13 protein-coding genes are annotated in these 17203 nt (G+C 64.5%); 5 read left to right on the forward strand and 8 right to left on the reverse strand.

Features of this window, described 5'->3' with window-relative positions; genetic code table 11:
• Positions 1–351: 351 nt before the first annotated feature.
• From FFS30_RS16540 to FFS30_RS16555, 4 genes are all read right to left on the reverse strand, one after another.
• Positions 352–936: a nucleotidyltransferase family protein gene (locus FFS30_RS16540; RefSeq protein ID WP_171014682.1), complete on the reverse strand. Its 585-nt coding sequence runs from the start codon at positions 934–936 to the stop codon at positions 352–354.
• Positions 929–2020, reverse strand: a complete 1092-nt coding sequence (locus FFS30_RS16545; RefSeq protein WP_171014683.1) for an XdhC/CoxI family protein — start codon at positions 2018–2020, stop codon at positions 929–931. The genes FFS30_RS16540 and FFS30_RS16545 overlap by 8 nt, the downstream gene beginning before the upstream one ends.
• Positions 2021–2113: 93 nt before the next feature.
• Positions 2114–3628 (reverse strand): YifB family Mg chelatase-like AAA ATPase, encoded by a 1515-nt coding sequence (locus FFS30_RS16550; protein ID WP_137914287.1) that lies wholly within the window; start codon positions 3626–3628, stop codon positions 2114–2116.
• Between the two features lie 348 nt (positions 3629–3976).
• A complete protein-coding gene (locus tag FFS30_RS16555; protein ID WP_137914288.1) occupies positions 3977–4273 on the reverse strand; it encodes an accessory factor UbiK family protein in 297 nt (98 codons plus the stop codon).
• A gap of 207 nt (positions 4274–4480) precedes the next feature.
• Between FFS30_RS16555 and FFS30_RS16560 the strand changes: the two genes are divergently transcribed.
• The 3 genes from FFS30_RS16560 to FFS30_RS16570 all read left to right on the forward strand — a co-directional run bounded on the left by FFS30_RS16560 (position 4481) and on the right by FFS30_RS16570 (position 11099).
• The gene (locus FFS30_RS16560) at positions 4481–4819 is read left to right on the forward strand and encodes a P-II family nitrogen regulator (protein WP_137914289.1); all 339 of its coding nucleotides are present in this window, start codon (positions 4481–4483) and stop codon (positions 4817–4819) included.
• Between the two features lie 250 nt (positions 4820–5069).
• Positions 5070–9524, forward strand: a complete 4455-nt coding sequence (gltB, locus tag FFS30_RS16565; protein ID WP_137914290.1) for a glutamate synthase large subunit — start codon at positions 5070–5072, stop codon at positions 9522–9524.
• A 117-nt stretch (positions 9525–9641) separates the two neighbouring features.
• Positions 9642–11099 carry an FAD-dependent oxidoreductase gene (locus tag FFS30_RS16570; RefSeq protein WP_137914291.1) on the forward strand — a complete coding sequence of 486 codons (1458 nt, stop codon included), beginning with the start codon at positions 9642–9644 and terminating at the stop codon, positions 11097–11099.
• A 325-nt stretch (positions 11100–11424) separates the two neighbouring features.
• Here the strand turns inward: FFS30_RS16570 and FFS30_RS16575 are convergent, their stop codons facing one another.
• The 3 genes from FFS30_RS16575 to FFS30_RS16585 form a co-directional block, all read right to left on the reverse strand.
• Positions 11425–11730 (reverse strand): YXWGXW repeat-containing protein, encoded by a 306-nt coding sequence (locus FFS30_RS16575; protein ID WP_137914292.1) that lies wholly within the window; start codon positions 11728–11730, stop codon positions 11425–11427.
• A gap of 132 nt (positions 11731–11862) precedes the next feature.
• Positions 11863–12852, reverse strand: coding sequence for a patatin-like phospholipase family protein (locus FFS30_RS16580; protein ID WP_137914293.1), 990 nt, complete (start codon positions 12850–12852; stop codon positions 11863–11865).
• A complete protein-coding gene (locus FFS30_RS16585) occupies positions 12849–13832 on the reverse strand; it encodes a YafY family protein (RefSeq protein ID WP_137914294.1) in 984 nt (327 codons plus the stop codon). The genes FFS30_RS16580 and FFS30_RS16585 overlap by 4 nt, the downstream gene beginning before the upstream one ends.
• Before the next feature lie 479 nt (positions 13833–14311).
• Between FFS30_RS16585 and FFS30_RS16590 the strand changes: the two genes are divergently transcribed.
• Complete coding sequence (locus FFS30_RS16590) at positions 14312–15139, forward strand: DUF481 domain-containing protein (protein ID WP_137914295.1); 828 nt, start codon at positions 14312–14314, stop codon at positions 15137–15139.
• Between the two features lie 54 nt (positions 15140–15193).
• A complete protein-coding gene (locus tag FFS30_RS16595) occupies positions 15194–15940 on the forward strand; it encodes a gamma-glutamyl-gamma-aminobutyrate hydrolase family protein (protein ID WP_137914296.1) in 747 nt (248 codons plus the stop codon).
• A gap of 4 nt (positions 15941–15944) precedes the next feature.
• On the opposite strand, the gene FFS30_RS16600 is transcribed toward FFS30_RS16595, so the two are convergent.
• Positions 15945–17156 carry a hypothetical protein gene (locus FFS30_RS16600; protein WP_137914297.1) on the reverse strand — a complete coding sequence of 404 codons (1212 nt, stop codon included), beginning with the start codon at positions 17154–17156 and terminating at the stop codon, positions 15945–15947.
• Positions 17157–17203: the final 47 nt, after the last annotated feature.

The following is a 17203-nucleotide window of genomic DNA, read 5'->3' on the forward strand; positions in this document are numbered from 1 at the left end:
CAATCAGGACAAATAGAATACATCTTATCCTGATCAGGACAATAACGACCTAAAAGGGAACGACGATTACGACTGCGTCCGGGCCAGCTAGCCGATGAGAACCGAGCTCGTACGACCGTGCAGGGCATCCTCGAGAGGGAAGCGCCTGCGACGGCGGAGATCACCGGAGCAAACACAAGGAAATTTGCGCAAGTGCCGCCCGCCGCGACGAACATCGGATTCACCTCGACCGATGCAATCGGCGGTGTGTCGGGTTCGCCGGAGCCACCATCCGCGTTGCTCGCCCCTGGAAAGACGAGCATCAGAGGATTGAGAAATTCGGCCCGCGAATACGCGGCGCGAATCGGACCCTCAGGAAAGATGATGCAGATCGCCCGGAAGATCGATGTCGAACGCGAGCGCTTCGTTCGCGACGGCATCGATGCGATCGGAGCGCCGGACCAGCAGATCGCGCATGCCGCGGTCCGATTCGGCATCGATCGCACCGAACCAGGCACGCGGCAGCAGAGCCGGCGCACCGAGCTGCCCGGCGTAGAAAGAAGCAGCCGCGCGATTGGGCGCGTTGCGCCAGCGATCGCGCAACGCGCGCAGATGCAAGGCATCGAGACGCGGCTGGTCGCATAGAACGACGAGAACACCTGAGCAACTCGGCGAGAGCGCATCGACTCCGGCGCGCAGCGAAGCGCCGAGTCCTTGCCGCCAATCGCCGCAATCGACCGGGCGAATCGGCAGATCCGTCAGTTGCGGGTAAATCCGATCGGCGTCGAATCCGAGCACGACCACCGCTTCGTGCGGCCGTGTCTCCAGCGCGAGCCGCGCGGCGCGGTGCACCAGTGTTTCATCGCGAAAAATCAAAAGCTGCTTGGACTGACCGAGCCGCGTCGATGCGCCCGCGGCGAGCACGACGACACCATGCTTGGCAAAATTCTCAGGCATCGACATTGGCGACGCGCTGCGCAACGACCAGACGCCTGCGCGCAGAAAAATACTGTTGCAATTGCGCGGCGATCGCGAGCGCAACCGCTTCGCCGCCGTGGCCGCCGAGATCGAGCCCGATCGGTGCGCGCAGGCGCGAAGCGAGGCGCTCGCGCGCACCGGCATCGAGTTCGCTGAGCAGCGCCTCGCGACGTGCGGCCGGACCGAGCAGGCCGACATAAGCCGTTTCGGCCGCAGCGCAGAAGCGCAGCCAGGCCAAGTCGATCGAGTAGTTGTGGCTCATGACCAGCATCGCGTCGTAGCGATCGCCGGCCACGGCCTCAATGGCCGCTTCGGGCGCGAGATCGACCAGGCGATCGATCGCCGCATCCTTGGCGAAGGCGGCCCAGCGTCCGCGATGTTCAACGACATCGACAAACCAGCCGAGCCGGCGCGCGAAAAGCGCGAGCGGCGCGGTTTCCGGACCGGCGCCGAGCAACAGTAGGCGCGGCGGCGCGGCGATCTCGACGTGCAGCGCGGTCTCGATCGGCACGTCGCTCGCATCGCCCTCGCGATTCCACTGCACCGCGATCGATCGCAGGCTCGCGGCGTCCGAATTCGATCTGCCTGCGCCGAGCTCGTTTTCGTCCATCGCGAAGGCCAATTGCAAGTCCAGGCCGCGATCGAGCGCGGCGAACAGCGCGCGCGCCAACGGTGCACGCGGCGGCAACGGCAACAGCAGCATGTTCACGCGGCCGCGGCAGCCAATGCCGCTGCCGAACAGCAGGTCTTCGTCGCTGCGTGTGTCGAAGTCGACCGTCGCGGCGCGGCCGCCGCGATGCACCCGCGCCGCCGCGTCTTCGAGCGCGGGTTCGAGACAACCGCCGCTGATCACGCCATGCTTGAGTCCCTTGCCGTCGAGCAACACAAGCGCGCCGGGCTTCTGATAGGTCGAGCCTTCCGTCGCCGTCACGATGCCGAGCACCGCGGTCTCGTTGCGCGCATGAATGCGCCACAGCGCATCGAGCAGACCGCGCAGACCACCGGCGCTCGTATTCGTTTCGTCTTTGCCCATGCGCTCATGGTAGCGCAGCAGAGAAAGCATCCGATCAGGCGGTTGGGCGCACAGAAACATCGAGAGCCGTGCCAGATGAATCGAACTTCCACGTGAAGCGACTCATATTCAACGCCGCTCGCTTCATGTGCGCGGCGCCAGCCGCCGATACTGGATCGCCTCGCTCAGATGAGGCGTGGCGATCGCTTCGCTACCGGCGAGATCGGCGACTGTGCGCGCGACGCGCAGGATACGATGGTAGGCCCGTGCCGACAGACCGAGCTTGTCGAGTGCGCGTTCGAGCAAGGCGCGGTCGCTTGCCGACAGCGCGCAATCGCGCCGCAACTCATGCGAGCCGAGCAGCGTATTCGGCTTGCCGGCGCGCTGCATCTGCCGCGCACGTGCGGCGACCACGCGCTCGCGCACGACCGCGCTCGACTCACCCAACGGCGCGGCATCGCCGAGTTCGGACAGCGGCACGCGTGGCACTTCGACTTGCAGATCGATGCGATCGAGCAGCGGACCGGAAATGCGCGCGCGATAACGGCGGATCGCCTCGGGCGTACACGCGCAACGACCCGACGGGTCGCCTGCATAGCCGCACGGGCACGGGTTCATCGCCGCGACGAGCTGAAACGCTGCCGGAAACTCGGCCTGCCGCGCCGCACGCGAAATCGCGACACGCCCCGACTCGAGCGGCTCGCGCAGCACTTCGAGCACATGACGGTCGAATTCGGGCAGTTCGTCGAGGAACAGAACGCCGTGATGCGCCAGCGAAATCTCGCCCGGTCGCGGGATCGAGCCCCCGCCGACGAGCGCGACCGCGGACGCCGTGTGATGCGGTTGTCTGAACGGCCGGAGCTTCCAGGTACGCAGATCCATGCTTTGCCCGGCGACCGAGCGAACGGCGGCCGATTCCAGCGCCTCACGCTCGGTCAACGGCGGCAGGATGCCGGGCAAGCGGCTCGCGAGCATCGTCTTGCCCGTGCCCGGCGGCCCGGAGAGCAACAGATGATGCGCCCCGGCAGCGGCCACTTCGAGCGCGCGGCGCGCCTGCGCCTGTCCGCGCACCTCGGCGAGATCGGGATAGTTGTGGTCGTCCCCGGCCGTATTCGCCCCCAACAAGACAGCGCCGTCCGCGAGGCCACCCGCGCCGCGCAGGAAGGCAAGCACGTCGAGCAGGGTGTCGGCGCCGCGCACCTCCGCGCCGGAGACGAGCGCAGCCTCGGCCGCGTTGATTCGTGGCACGATCAGCGCGCGACCGGCGTGGGCGGTTTTCAACGCCGCGGGCAGCACGCCCGTGACCGCGCGCAGTTCGCCGGAAAGTGCGAGTTCACCGAGGAATTCGTACGCGGTCAGGGTCTCCTTGGGTATGTGGCCCGCGGCGGCGAGAATGCCGAGTGCGATCGGCAGGTCGAACCGGCCCCCGTCCTTCGGCAGATCGGCCGGCGCCAAACTGACGGTCACGCGCCGGGCGGGATATTCAAACTGCGCATTCTGAATCGCCACGCGCACGCGGTCGCGTGCTTCTTTCACCGCGGCCTCGGGCAGGCCGACGATCGAGGTGCCGGGCAGGCCGCCCGACAGATGCACTTCAACCGTCACCGCGGGCGCGGCGACACCGTCCTGCGCCCGGCTATGGACGGTGGCGAGACTCAAGGAAACCCGGCCGGCAACGCGGAAAACCGGCGCCGATCGGCACGGTTACGGAGGAAAGTCGCTTGGCGATCGCCGCGCTTGGCAGTGGCAATCAGAGTTCGAACATCCGTGTTCGGCTGCCGATCCCGGCAGTGTTCCCAAGCGCCCATCCATGATTGGGCTTGCATCCAAGATTCCGCGTGCGGCCGTGCCGGTTCCACTTGCTGTCCGTGCAAAGAGGGTTGCATTGCATGCAAACCAGACGACGAGCCGTGATCGTCGCAACCATCGGCGCAGAGCGCCGACCTTGATTCACGGCCGTCCGCGGAAAACTCTGGTCTTATCGGCTCCATGCCGATCGACCGTCATTCAGTGAGACGCCGCCTTGCCGGCCAGCAGCACTTCGAGTTCGGCGACGCGGTGCTCGAGCGATTCGACCATTTCGCGCGTGCGCAGCAGGACGCAGCGTTGCACGTCGAATTCCTCGCGCGTGACGAGATCGAGCCGGCGCAGGCCGGAACGCAGCGCGTCCTTGAAATTCGCGGACAGATCTTCGCGTGCCTCGTTCGAAGATGCGCCGAGGCGCTCGCGCGCTTCTTTCAAATCGGGTGGGACGAGATCGACCAGGCGGCGGGCCAGGTCGTCGAGGGTGGAGACGGCAATCACGGCGATACCTCTCAAACAACGATGTGCAGCGGACGGGGAAAGCCTAGCCGAAGGGTTTCGGCCGGGCAGTGGCAGTTTACTGATTCGCTTGTAGGAATTTTCCTACACGCTAGACAGAAACAGGTGAACGTACGTCACGCAAAAGCGAAAGCGCACGGGTACGACTTTTTCGGTATAGTCGGGCCACACGAGACTCTTTCGACAAGCATGAAACTGGTCACCGCCATCATCAAACCGTTCAAGCTCGACGACGTGCGCCAAGCACTCGCCGAAGTGGGCGTGCAAGGCATCACGGTGACCGAAGTCAAGGGTTTCGGCCGGCAAAAAGGCCATACCGAGTTGTATCGCGGCGCGGAGTACGTCGTCGATTTCCTACCCAAGATCAAGATCGAGATCGCGGTCGCCGAGAACATCGTCGAACGCGTCGTCGAAACGATCCTTGCCTCCGCGAACAGCGGCAAGATCGGCGACGGCAAGATTTTCGTGCACGATCTCGAGCAGGTGATCCGCATCCGCACGGGCGAAACCGGGGCCGATGCGTTATAGATGCGAGCGTAGTCACGGGCGCGGGCGATTTCCGAATCGCGCGATGGATTTGCGCCTCGCATCGACTACTCGTATAGGCGTTTAGGCGTCTATTCGCGACAACCTTTGACGCGACGCAGCATTTGTGCTTTAGTCGTGCGAATGGAATAACGCATTAGTACACGCGGCGCCCGGATGCGCCGCCTTTGTCGTCGCCAGATGCCGGCGGGCCGGAACGTTTCCGCCGCATCAAGCAAGATCGGGAAACACCATGTCGCAAGCCGTTGCCAGCTCGCTTTACCACCCTTCGTTTGAACACGACAGTTGCGGTTTCGGACTGATCGCGAACATCGATGGCAAAGCGAGCAAATGGCTCATCGACCAGGCGTTCTCGACCCTGGCGAAGATGTCGCATCGCGGCGGCATCGGTGCCGACGGCATCACCGGCGACGGCTGCGGCATCCTGCTTTACCGTCCGTTCGGCTGGCTGCGCGTGCTCGCCGCCGAGGCCGGCATCCGCCTCGGCGACCGCTTCGCGTCGGGACACGTCTTTCTCGACCGCAAGGACGCCGCGCGTGCCGCGGCGCAGAAAGCCGAGCTGGAAAAGCATCTGCGTGCGGAAGGTCTGAACGTCGCCGGCTGGCGCGAAGTGCCCGTCGACGCGCGCGCCTGCGGGCCACTCGGCGAAGCACACCGGCCACGCGTCGAGCAGATCTTCGTCGACGCGCCGGCCGGTCTGGCCGAGGCCGCGTTCGACCGCGCCCTGTTTCGCGCGCGCCGCCTCGCCGAGAAAACCTTCGCCGACGACGTGCATTTCTACGTCGTCACTCTGTCGGCGACGACTTTCGCAGCCAAGGCGATGGTCGCACCAGGCCAGTTGCGCGCGGCCTTCCCCGATTTCTCCCATCCGAGCGTCGAGGCGAGCGCCGCGGTGTTCCACCAACGCTTCTCGACCAACACGATGCCGCATTGGCGTCTGGCCCAGCCGTTCCGCCTGCTCGCTCACAACGGCGAGATCAATACGATCAAGGCCAACCGCAACTGGGCGACGGCGCGCGCGGCCAAGTACAAGTCGCCGCTCGTGGACTTCTCCGACCTCGGCGAACTCGTCACGACCAAGGGTTCCGATTCGCAAAGCCTCGACAATATGCTCGAAGTGCTCGTCGCCGGCGGCCTCGACGTGCTGGTGGCGATGCGCGTGCTGATTCCGCCGGCGTGGTCGTCGCGCGAGGATCTCGACGAGGATCTCGAAGCGTTCTACGAGTACTACGCGCTGCACAGCGAGCCCTGGGACGGCCCGGCCGGCATCGTGCTCTGCGACGGGCGCCATGCGGCCTGCGCGCTCGACCGCAACGGCCTGCGCCCCGCGCGCTGGGCGCGTTCGGACGACAACCACGTCATCGTCGCCTCGGAAGCCGGCCTGTGGGACGTGCCCGACTCGCGTATCGTCGCCAAGGGCCGCCTCGGGCCGGGCGAGATGATCGCGGTCGACCTGATCGAGCACAAACTGCTGAACAGCGCCGCGATCGATGCGGTCAATCGCGCGCGCGCGCCGTACAAGAAGTGGCTGCGCCAGGAGCTGATGTATCTCGAATCGCACCTGATCGACCCGGCGCTTGCCGCCGAGCCGTTCTCGCCCGAGGTACTCGCGCGCTACCAGAAGCAGTTCGCGCTGACGCGCGAGGAACGCGACGTCATCCTCAAGACGCTGGCCGAAGACGAAGCCGAAGCGACCGGTTCGATGGGCGACGACACGCCGATCGCGGTGCTCTCGCAGAAATCGCGCCCGCTCTACGAATACTTTCGCCAGTCGTTCGCGCAGGTGACGAATCCGCCGATCGATCCGCTGCGCGAGCGCCTGGTCATGTCGCTGACCACCCAAATCGGCCTCGAGCGCAACGTTTTTGACCTGTCGCCCGACAATGCGAAACAGGTGCTGCTCAATTCGCCGATCCTCTCGCAGCGCAAGCTGCGCCAGATCCTCGCCCTGCCGCACATCGCGCCGGCGAACATCAAGCTCGATCTTTACTACGACGAAAAGATCGGCCTCAAGGCCGCGATCGAAGATCTCTGCGACCGCGCCGAAGAAGCGGTGCGCAACGGCACGATGCTGATTCTGCTGTCCGACCGTTATCCGGTACCGGGCCTGCTGCCGATCCACTCGCTACTCGCAACCGGCGCCGTACACGCGCGCCTGACCCGCAAGCAGCTGCGCTGCGACTGCAACATCCTCGTCGAGACCGCGAACGCGCGCGACGCGCACCACTTCGCCTGCCTGATCGGCTTCGGCGCGACCGCGGTGTATCCGTACCTGTCGTATCAGACCCTGTTCGACATGAACCGGCGCGGCGAACTCAAGGGCCGCCAGGGCGAGCCGCCAAGCGAGATCGGGCGCAGCTATCGCCGCGGCATCCAGAAAGGCCTGCTCAAGATCATCTCGAAGATGGGCATCGCGACGATCGCGGGCTACCGCGGCGCGCAATTGTTCGAGATCGTCGGTCTCGCCGACGAAGTCGTCGAGCTGTGCTTCCCGGGCACGCCGTCGCGCATCGGCGGCGCCGGCTTCGCCGACATTCAGAACGAGTACAAGGCGCAGTCGATCGCCGCGCGCGACCCGAATTATGCGCTGCCCGCGGGCGGCCTTATGAAAGCGCTGCCGGGTGGTGAATTCCACATGTACAACCCCGAAGTCGTCGGCGCGCTGCAGCTCGCGGTACGCACTGGCGACGCGAAGCTGTATCGCCGTTACGCCGACGCGATCGACGGTCGCGTGCCGGCCGCACTGCGCGACCTGCTTGACGTGCACGCGGTCGGTACAGCGGTACCGCTCGACGAAGTCGAGCCGATCGAGACCATCTTGAAGCGCTTCGACTCGGCCGGCATGTCGCTCGGCGCGTTGTCGCCCGAGGCGCACGAATCGCTCGCGATCGCGATGAACCGCCTCGGCGCGCGCAGCAATTCGGGCGAGGGCGGCGAAGACCCGGTGCGCTACGGCACCGAAAAGATGTCGAAGATCAAACAGGTCGCCTCCGGCCGTTTCGGCGTCACGCCCGCCTATCTGGTCAATGCCGAAGTTCTGCAGATCAAGGTCGCGCAGGGCGCAAAACCCGGCGAAGGCGGCCAGTTGCCGGGGCACAAGGTCAACGCCCTGATCGCACGGCTGCGCTATGCGCGGCCCGGCATCGGCCTGATTTCGCCGCCGCCGCATCACGACATCTATTCGATCGAGGACCTCGCCCAGCTGATTTACGACCTGAAGGAAGTGAATCCTTCGGCGCTCGTCTCGGTCAAGCTCGTCGCCAACGCGGGCGTCGGCACCATCGCCGCAGGCGTGGCCAAGGCCAACGCTGACCTGATCACGATCTCCGGCCACGACGGCGGCACGGGTGCCAGTCCGTTGACTTCGATCCGCTACGCCGGTTCGCCGTGGGAACTCGGCCTCTCGGAAACGCAGCAGACCTTGGTGCGCAACGGCTTGCGTCAGCGCGTGATCGTGCAGACCGACGGTGGCCTCAAGACCGGCCTCGACGTGATCAAGGCGGCAATGCTCGGCGCGCAGTCGTTCGGCTTCGGTACCGCGCCGATGGTCGCACTCGGCTGCAAGTATCTGCGCATCTGCCATTTGAATTCCTGCGCGACCGGCGTGGCGACGCAGAACGACGAGCTGCGCAAGAAACACTATGACGGCCCGCCCGAGCAAGTGGAGAATTTCTTCCGCTTCGTCGCCGACGATGTGCGCCGGCACATGGCGCGTCTCGGCGTGCGCAAGCTCGATGAAATCATCGGCCGCACCGACTTGCTCAAGCAGCGCGTCGGCGCGACGGTCAAACAGAACAAACTGAATCTCTCCCCGCTGCTCGACAATGGCCTGAGCGGCGAAGCACCCGGCTGCGCTGCCGCGCCGATCCCGCAAAGCGATCTGGCCAAGCGCATCGCTGCCGACACGAAGGCCGCGGTCGAGAACGCGTCGGGCGGCGAATTCCAGTACGCCGTCATCAACACGGACCGCTCGATCGGTGCGCGCCTCTCCGGCGACGTCGCGCGCCGGCACGGCGACCAGGGCATGGCGGCGAATCCGATCACGCTGCGCCTCACCGGCGCCGCGGGTCAGAGCCTCGGCGCCTGGAACGCGGGCGGCGTGCACATCGTCCTCGACGGCGAAGCCAACGACGGCGTCGGCAAGGGCATGGCCGGTGGCCGCATCGTCGTGCGTCCGCCGAAGAACGCGGGCTTTTCGAGCCACGAGTCGTCGATCGTCGGTAACACCTGCCTGTACGGCGCCACGGGCGGCGAGTTTTATGCCGCGGGCCGCGCGGGCGAGCGCTTCGCCGTGCGCAACTCGGGCGCGCTCGCCGTCGTCGAAGGCGTCGGCGACCACTGCTGCGAATACATGACCGGCGGCACCGTGGTCGTGCTCGGCCGCTGCGGCGTCAACTTCGGCGCGGGCATGACCGGCGGCTACGCTTTCGTCCTCGACGAAGCGCGCGACTTCGTCGACCGCTACAACCACGAACTCGTCGACATCACGCGCATCTCGCACGAAGGCATGGAGAACTACTGGCAGCATCTGCGCACCCTGCTGCTGCGCTACGTCGAGGCGACCGAAAGCGCGTGGGGCCATCGCATCGTCGAGGAATTCCGCGAGCTGGTGCACAAGTTCTGGCTGGTCAAACCGAAGGCCGCCAGCCTCGACTCGCTCGCCGACGAACTGCGCCGCGCAGCGTAAGAAAAGAAATTGTTTGCCACGGATTGCACGGATGAACACGGATAGAGAACAAAATTTCGATTTTTATCCGTGCTTATCCGTGCAATCCGTGGCCAAAACCGCTCTTGTTTCTGGTGAATTGTGAAAAAAGATAACTTTCCATTTTTGCGCTTCCCCCGCGAGCTGCCGCGCGAACTGAACGTGCCCGTGCGCGTACTCGGCTATGGCGAAATCCACACAACGTTTACCGGCGAGCAAATCACCGAACAAGCCTCGCGCTGCATCGACTGCGGCAATCCGTATTGCTCGTGGGGCTGCCCGTTGCACAACCACATTCCGCGTTGGCTCGAACTCGCACGCGAGGGCCGCGTCGAAGATGCTGCCGCGCTGATGCACGAAACCAATCCGCTGCCCGAGATCTGCGGCCGCATCTGCCCGCAGGATCGCCTCTGCGAGCAGGCCTGCACGCTCGAAACCGGCTTCGGCGCGGTAACCATCGGCGCGATCGAGCGCTCGATCACCGACGAAGCATTCAAGCGCGGCTGGCGGCCGAAGCTCGACCACGTCGAGCCGACCGGCAAACGCGTCGCCATCGTCGGCGCCGGGCCTGCCGGTCTCGCCGCTGCCGACGTGCTCGCCCGCTCGGGCGTTGCTGTCGAGGTGTTCGACCGCTACGAGGAGATCGGCGGCCTGCTCACGTTCGGCATTCCGCCGTTCAAGCTCGACAAGAAAATCGTCGACACGCGCCGCGACGTGCTCGAAGGCATGGGCGTGAAATTCCGCCTCAAGACGGAAATCGGCAAGGACATCGAATTCGCGATGCTGGTGAAGGATTACGATGCCGTCTTCCTCGGCACCGGCGCGTACAAATTCGTCGACGGTCAGCTGCACGGCCAGACCTTGCCCGGCGTGCACGCCGCGCTGCCGTTCCTGATCGCCAATATGCGCCGCCTGCTTGGCACCGCGACAGCCGAGGACGTGATGCCGGAGCTGCTCGGCAAGCGCGTCGTCGTGCTCGGCGGCGGCGACACTTCGATGGACTGCGTGCGCACCAGCGTGCGCCACGACGCCGAGAGCGTGACTCTGGTCTACCGCCGCGACGAAGCCAACATGCCCGGCTCACGCCGCGAAGTGAAGTACAGCCGCGACGAAGGCGTCGATTTTCTGTTCCAGCGCCAGCCGCTCGAAATCCTCGGCGACGCCAACGGCGTGACCGGCGTGCGCGTCGTCGAAACGCGCCTCGTCGACGACGGCAGCGGCCGCGCGCGCGCCGAGGCCGTGCCGGGCAGCGAAGAAGTCCTGCCCGCCGACGTGGTCATTCTCGCTTTCGGCTTCCTGCCCGAACCACCCGCCTGGGCGACGGCGAGCGGAATCCAGTTTGCGCAAAATGGAAAAATTATACTCGGCGGCGCCGATACGGATGGCAACATGCGGCTGCCGTTGCAGACGACGAATCCGAAAGTCTTCGCCGGCGGCGACATGTGGCGCGGCGCCGACCTCGTCGTGCGCGCGGTGCTCGACGGCCGCGAAGCAGCGAAGGCGATCAAGCAGATGTTCGCCGAACAGGCGGAGAGCGGAGAGCCGGCGATCGCGTGAGAATGTAGACCAGCATCGCGCGCAAACGAATCTCATCCGCCGCGAGAACACATGTTGCAGACAAGGCATAACAAGAGCCTTGTCACGCTTCCACTCGAATGCGAATCGATATTTTCGGATTTCGTGTAGCTCTTACCTCATCGTCAGGCTTTTGTAAGCTACCTGCGACTATCGTACGCCTCGTAATGCAGGACTCCCCAGGTCGCTACCCCCGACCTCTGCATTGCGACCCCGAACGGCCCGCTCTCCCCAGCGGGCCGTTTTTATTTCCGGTCGCGAAAAAAAACGCCGCCCCGGAGGGCGGCGTCGGACTCCTTTCGGTGGATCAACGTTCCCAGCGGCCGGGCACGTAATGCCAACGCGGACCGCGCGGCTCCCATGCCGGCGCGACCCAGTGATAGCCGCGGCGCTCGGACATCCAGTAGCCGCTGTGCCAGACGTGGCGGCTGCCGTTCCAGTACCAGTAGCCCGGCGCCCAGACGTAGCCTGCGCGCGGCGGCGGTACGGCGACGACGCGCGGCGGCGGCGGCGCAACACCGATGTCGACATAGACGCGCGCTTCGCCGGTCGACGGCGCGAGTGCGGCACCGGCTGCAAGCGTGGAGACAAGAAGAATGGCGGGCAAGCGCATGACGATCTCCTGTTTGAGTGGTCGGCCCGGGCGCGGTCTGCGCCGCGGTGCCTTGTGCTCATTAATGCGCGGAGAAGATGAAAGCCGACCGAACGCGCGCCACCCGTTCAGGCGGCATTGCGGCGGAAACGCTCAGCGCCGCACCGGCACCTGCCAGTCGAGCAGCGCCTTGCGCGCCTGTTCGCGGCCGAGTTCGATCACTTCGGCCGCGCGATGGAATTCGTAGAACGCGCAGACATCGCGCGGCACGCTGATGATCAAATCGGGCGGTTGCGCCGCAAGTTTGTAGCGCGTGACGGTCTGCTGCACCACGTCGAGCGTGCGTCCGAACAATTCGAGCACGCCGGGATCGGCGGTGATTTCCGCGTGCTTCTTCTCGCGCTTTTCGAGCAGGCCGTCGATGAAACTGGCGATCTTGCGCCGCGGCGCCGCATGGGCGTGCTCCGTTTCGCCCGCGGCGACCGGCTGAATCGAGCCATGCTCGTCGGCGGCGGGCACCTCGTCCGTCATATCGCCGAACGTGGAGTCGGCGGCCGGCGAAGCGCCTCCGTCCGAATCGTCGGGGCCGTTGACGTCGATCGCGATGGTGCAGTCGGTCAGGTCGCGCAGGGTCGGCGTGATCGGCACCGGATTGAGCAGGCCGCCGTCGACGAGCGTGCGGCCCTCATAATGATGCGGGCGGAACACGGTCGGAATCGAGATCGAAGCGCGGATCGCGTCGAACAGCGGCCCGCGCGAGAACCAGACCTCGCGCTGCGCGTAGAGATCGACCGCTACGGCGGTGTAGCTGATCGGCAATTCCTCGATGCGGATGTCGCCGATCAAGGTCTTGATCTGCTCGATGATGCGATCGCCCTTGATGAAACCGCCGCCGGAGAACGTCCAGTCGAGCAGGCGCAGCACGTCGAGCCGCTGCAGGGTGCGCGACCAGTCGCGATACTCGTCGAGCTTGCCCGCGGCATAGATACCGCCGATCAGCGCACCCATCGAACAGCCGGCGATGCTGCGGATGTCGAAACCCTGCGCGCGCAGCTCTTCGATCGCGCCGATGTGCGCATAACCACGCGCACCACCCGAACCAAGCACGAGCGAGACGGTCGGTGCCGCACGCGAAACACTCACGCAGGCGCCCCGGCGTAGCCGCTGATCGTGAGCTGCAGCAGGATCTTCATTTCCTCGCGCAGACTCAGCGGCGAGAGAATCTCGGCATCGGGGCCGTACTTCAGCACATCCATGAGCAATTCTTTGGAATTGCTGTACGGCAGTTTCAACTCGTAGCGCCCATCCTTGAGCCACGTGCCCTGCTGTTGCGAATGCCAGTGCTCATCGGCGACCCAGCGCGCGGCGTGCGCGGAGAAGCGCACCGTCGCCCAGTTCTTCGGCGCACCGGAGAAAATGCCGTAGCTCGAGGCGAGATGCTTGTTCAACTCGTCTTCGGCACGATCGAGCGCAGGCGCATCGAGCACCTGCGCATCCTTGATGCGGTCGACGGCAAAGCTGCGCAGCGCTTCGCGGCTCTCATCCCAGGCGTCGAGATACCAGTTGTCGCGATAATGGCTCAGGCGCTGTGGCGACACTTCGCGCTGCGTCGCCTGGTCGGTCGAGCGCGCGCGATAGCTGAACTTCAGGCGCTTGCGTTCGAGCACGCTGCTCGCCACGTGGCGGAACGTCGCTTCGTCGATTTTGCGCGTGCCATAGCCGATCACGCGGATGCGTTCAAGCGGCGCCTTGCGGGCGCCGCCGTCGGCCTGACTCGTCAATAGCTTGTCGATGCGCGTGCGGAACGGCGCGAGCGCCGAGGCGAGCACGCCCGGGCCGGTGCGCCCGATCAATTCGTTCAGCGCGAGGAGGGCCTGCAGTTCCTCGCTCGTCAGCCACAGGCCGGGCAGCTCGAAACGGTCGGCTTCGTCGGCCGCGTAGCGGAACGCCGCCTCGCCCTCGCCTTCGATCGGCGCGCCGAGCGCGTCACGCAGGAAGGCGATGTCGCGGTAGGCCGTCGCGCGCGAACATTCGAGCTCGTCAAGCAGGCGCGCCAGCGGCACCGGATAGCGCGAGGCCTTGAGGATGCGATGCAGGGTGAGTATGCGTTCGTAACGGTCCATGCGGCTATTGTGCCCGCTCCCGCGCCGGCGGTCATGCGCGGGATGATGACAGGCGGCCCGACCGGCTCCGAGGGGCAGATTCGGCTTCGCAACCGCCATAACGACCCCGTGACTCGTCCGCCTCGCCGCGCGTCCGTTTCGGCAGGCATTCGCCGATTGTGCCGAAGCGGCGGCATGCCCTGCCGTCCGCAACCGGTTCATACGACCATCGCCAAGAAATCGCGCGACCCTTTTCTGCCGTGAATGCGGGCTCGTTCCGCTCACTGCACGTCGCAGCCGTTTGAAACATCGATCAAGAAAGACAAAGGATAAAAAGTTACTTATGTAAATTGTATATTTGTACGAAAGAATACAAATTAACGTTTTCCTGATGTATACCTGAATGAACGGCAGCCAAATCGGGGGCTTTCGCGCATTGCAGGGGCATAATGCGCGCCGTTTTGCGAACCCCCATCGCAACGACAACAAGGAGACCTGACATGAACAAGAAGATCCTCGCCGGCGCGCTGGCGCTGGCCCTCCCCTTCGGCGCTTACGCGGCCGATACGAACACCAACGACGGCAACTGGCACGGCAGCGGCGAAGCCGGCCTCGCTCTCGCGAGCGGCAATGCCAAGTCGCAGAACCTCAACGCCAAGCTGACGCTGAAGAAAGAAGACGAGCAGTGGAAGTACGACTTCTTCCTCGAAGCGCTGCGCAACAAGGCGAATGTCACTTCGACCACGATCGGCTATGTAAACGGCCAGCCGGTCCCTCAGACCACGAGCAAGTACGATCTGACCGCGAACCGCTACGACGCAGGCGCGTCGGCCGGTTACAAGTTCGACGAGCGCAGCTATATCGTCGGCGCGCTGCGTTACGAGCACGACGGATTCTCGCCGTACCAGTACCAGTACACCGCGTCGGTCGGCTATGGTTACCAGGTGCTGAAGACCGCCGCGGACGAACTCTCGTTCGAAGTCGGCCCCGGTTACAAGGTGCAGCAGCCGAAGGGCGCCTACGACTACACGATCAATCCGCCGCAGTATCACAAGGACGATTCCGACAAGTACATCGTCGGCCGCGGACTGGTGAACTACAAGCACAACTTCAACGACACGACCTCGCTGGTCGAGACGTTCCTCGTCGAAGGCGGTAGCGACAACACCTACATCCAGAACGACATCGGCCTGCAGGTGAAGATGAGCGACAAGCTCGCCCTCAAGGCCGGCTATCAGATCCGCCACAACACGGAAATCCCGGCGTTCTCCGGCTACACGAAGAAGACCGACCAGTTGCTGACGACGAATCTCGTCTACGGCTTCTGATCGACAGCGCTGTTCGATTCCAGTAAAACGGGCTCCTCGCGAGCCCGTTTTTTTATGTCCCGGATACTGGTCTTCCAACACGTCGCGGCCGAACCGCTCGGCACGCTCGATCCGCTGATCCGCCGGCGCGGGCATCGGGTCAAGTTCGTCAACTTTGAACGCCAACCCGAGGCGAAGCCGCGGCTCGACCGCTACAAGGGCCTGATCGTCCTCGGCGGACCTATGAACGTGGAGGACCGCGCGCAGCGTGCGCACCTGCAGACCGAAATCGACGTGATCGGCGAGGCCGTCGCGCAGGGCAAGCCGGTGCTCGGTATCTGCCTCGGTGCGCAACTGCTTGCGCACGTGCTCGGCGGCGAAGTGCGCCGCCACCGGGTCAGCGAAATCGGCTGGTACGATCTGGCCACGACCGACGCGGGCCGCGGCGATCCGGTATTCGCGCCGCTCGGCGAAGCCTCGCCGATCTTCCAGTGGCACGGCTACACCTTCGACCTGCCCGCGGGAGCCACGCATCTCGCCCGCACTGCGACCTGCGAGAACCAGGCCTTCCGCCACGGCACGAACGCCTATGGTTTCCAATTCCATCTGGAAATGGACAAGCCGCTGATCGAACGCTGGCTCAACCTGCCGAGCTACCGCGACGAGCTGATCGCCGCCGGCCTCGGCCGCGACGCGGAGACAATCCGCGCCGACACCTTTGCGCGCATCGATGCGATGCAAGGCAAAGCGCACGAGGTGTTCAACAATTTTCTCGACCTGATCGGTACGCCGGCGCGACGGCGCAAGCTCGCCACCACTTAGGTCGCTAGCGAGGCCAGGATTTACTCAAATCCGCACCTGCACATCGCGCATCGGCGTGGCTGTCTGCAGAGAACAAGGTCATAAATCCGTTCTGCCGCGTTTCGACTTGGAAAAAAGTCGCAAACCGCTGCTCCGAACCGGCTTCCGCATCGATTTCGACCTGTAGGTGCCTCGCACCGTCCGAGCAGGACCGCACGGGACCATATGAGAAAGCGAGTGCCGTCTTTGCGCTCTCTTGTGATGGCGAAAGTTTCTCGTGCAGCTCTTTCAGCTTGGCGATTGCGTTGCGCGAAGTCCAGTTCGCGGCTTCGTCCCACCGAGACTGAATCCATTCGTCCACGAAGTCGCGCACATTGACCGCCACGGGCTGCACTCGGCGCATCGTCCTGTCGGCTCGCTCGTAACGATAAATATGCGCGCGCGTCATCATCTCGGCCTCGATGGTTGCGCCCTCCACGCGCAATTCGAATCCGCCGCCGACAGCCTTCAAGGTCGGCTCGGGCAAAAAGCGCGTATAGCCATTTTCTTTGTGCCAGAGAACCGCCGGCTTGTCCTCGTCCGAAGTGGGTTCGAGCACGTCGACGGCGAATTTGCTCCAACGTGACGTGCACCAAGGTGTGCCATGCGCGGCGACGATACGCCAGCCGGGCGTGCGATCTGCCGAAACGAAGACGTACTTGAAGAAATCCCCGAAAGCGCCTTTCACCTCATCGTAGGGAGCGCTTTGCCACCGCAACTTCCGCTTCCAACCATTCGAGTCAAACGCATAGACCAGAAGCATTTCGTCGTAGCCACAACCGATCTCGAAACTCGCCATAATCGCGATCAATTGGGACGTACCATTCGGCCGTTCCACGCGAAACCGCAAATGGGCTCCGTAGAAGAAATCGCTCTCGGATGCCGATTTCGGCTGCGAAGCACGAAGCAGGCCATCCAGTTCGGACTGAAGCGACTTCGGGTTCGCATCCCTGCCCTGACAGCGCATCGCCGCATCCGCCGTCTTAGCGAGCGCTTGCTTGAGCTGCGAAATCTTGCCCCGCATTTCTGCGGGCACGAGGTATCTCTCCTCTTCGGAAATTTGCGCTGCGGCCAATTGCCGCCGCAACGGAGCAAGGCTATTTGCCTGACTTTCCACCTGGAGCAGACAGGGCTGAGCAGCCAGCGTCATAACCGGCAATCCCAGCAAGAGAAACAGCACAAAGCTTCGCATCAGCATGGAAGCGCCCTAAAGACGATGCGACCGACGATGAAAGAGCATGCTCG

The organism is Rudaea sp. 3F27F6 (genome assembly GCF_005503555.1).
GTDB lineage: Bacteria > Pseudomonadota > Gammaproteobacteria > Xanthomonadales > Rhodanobacteraceae > Rudaea.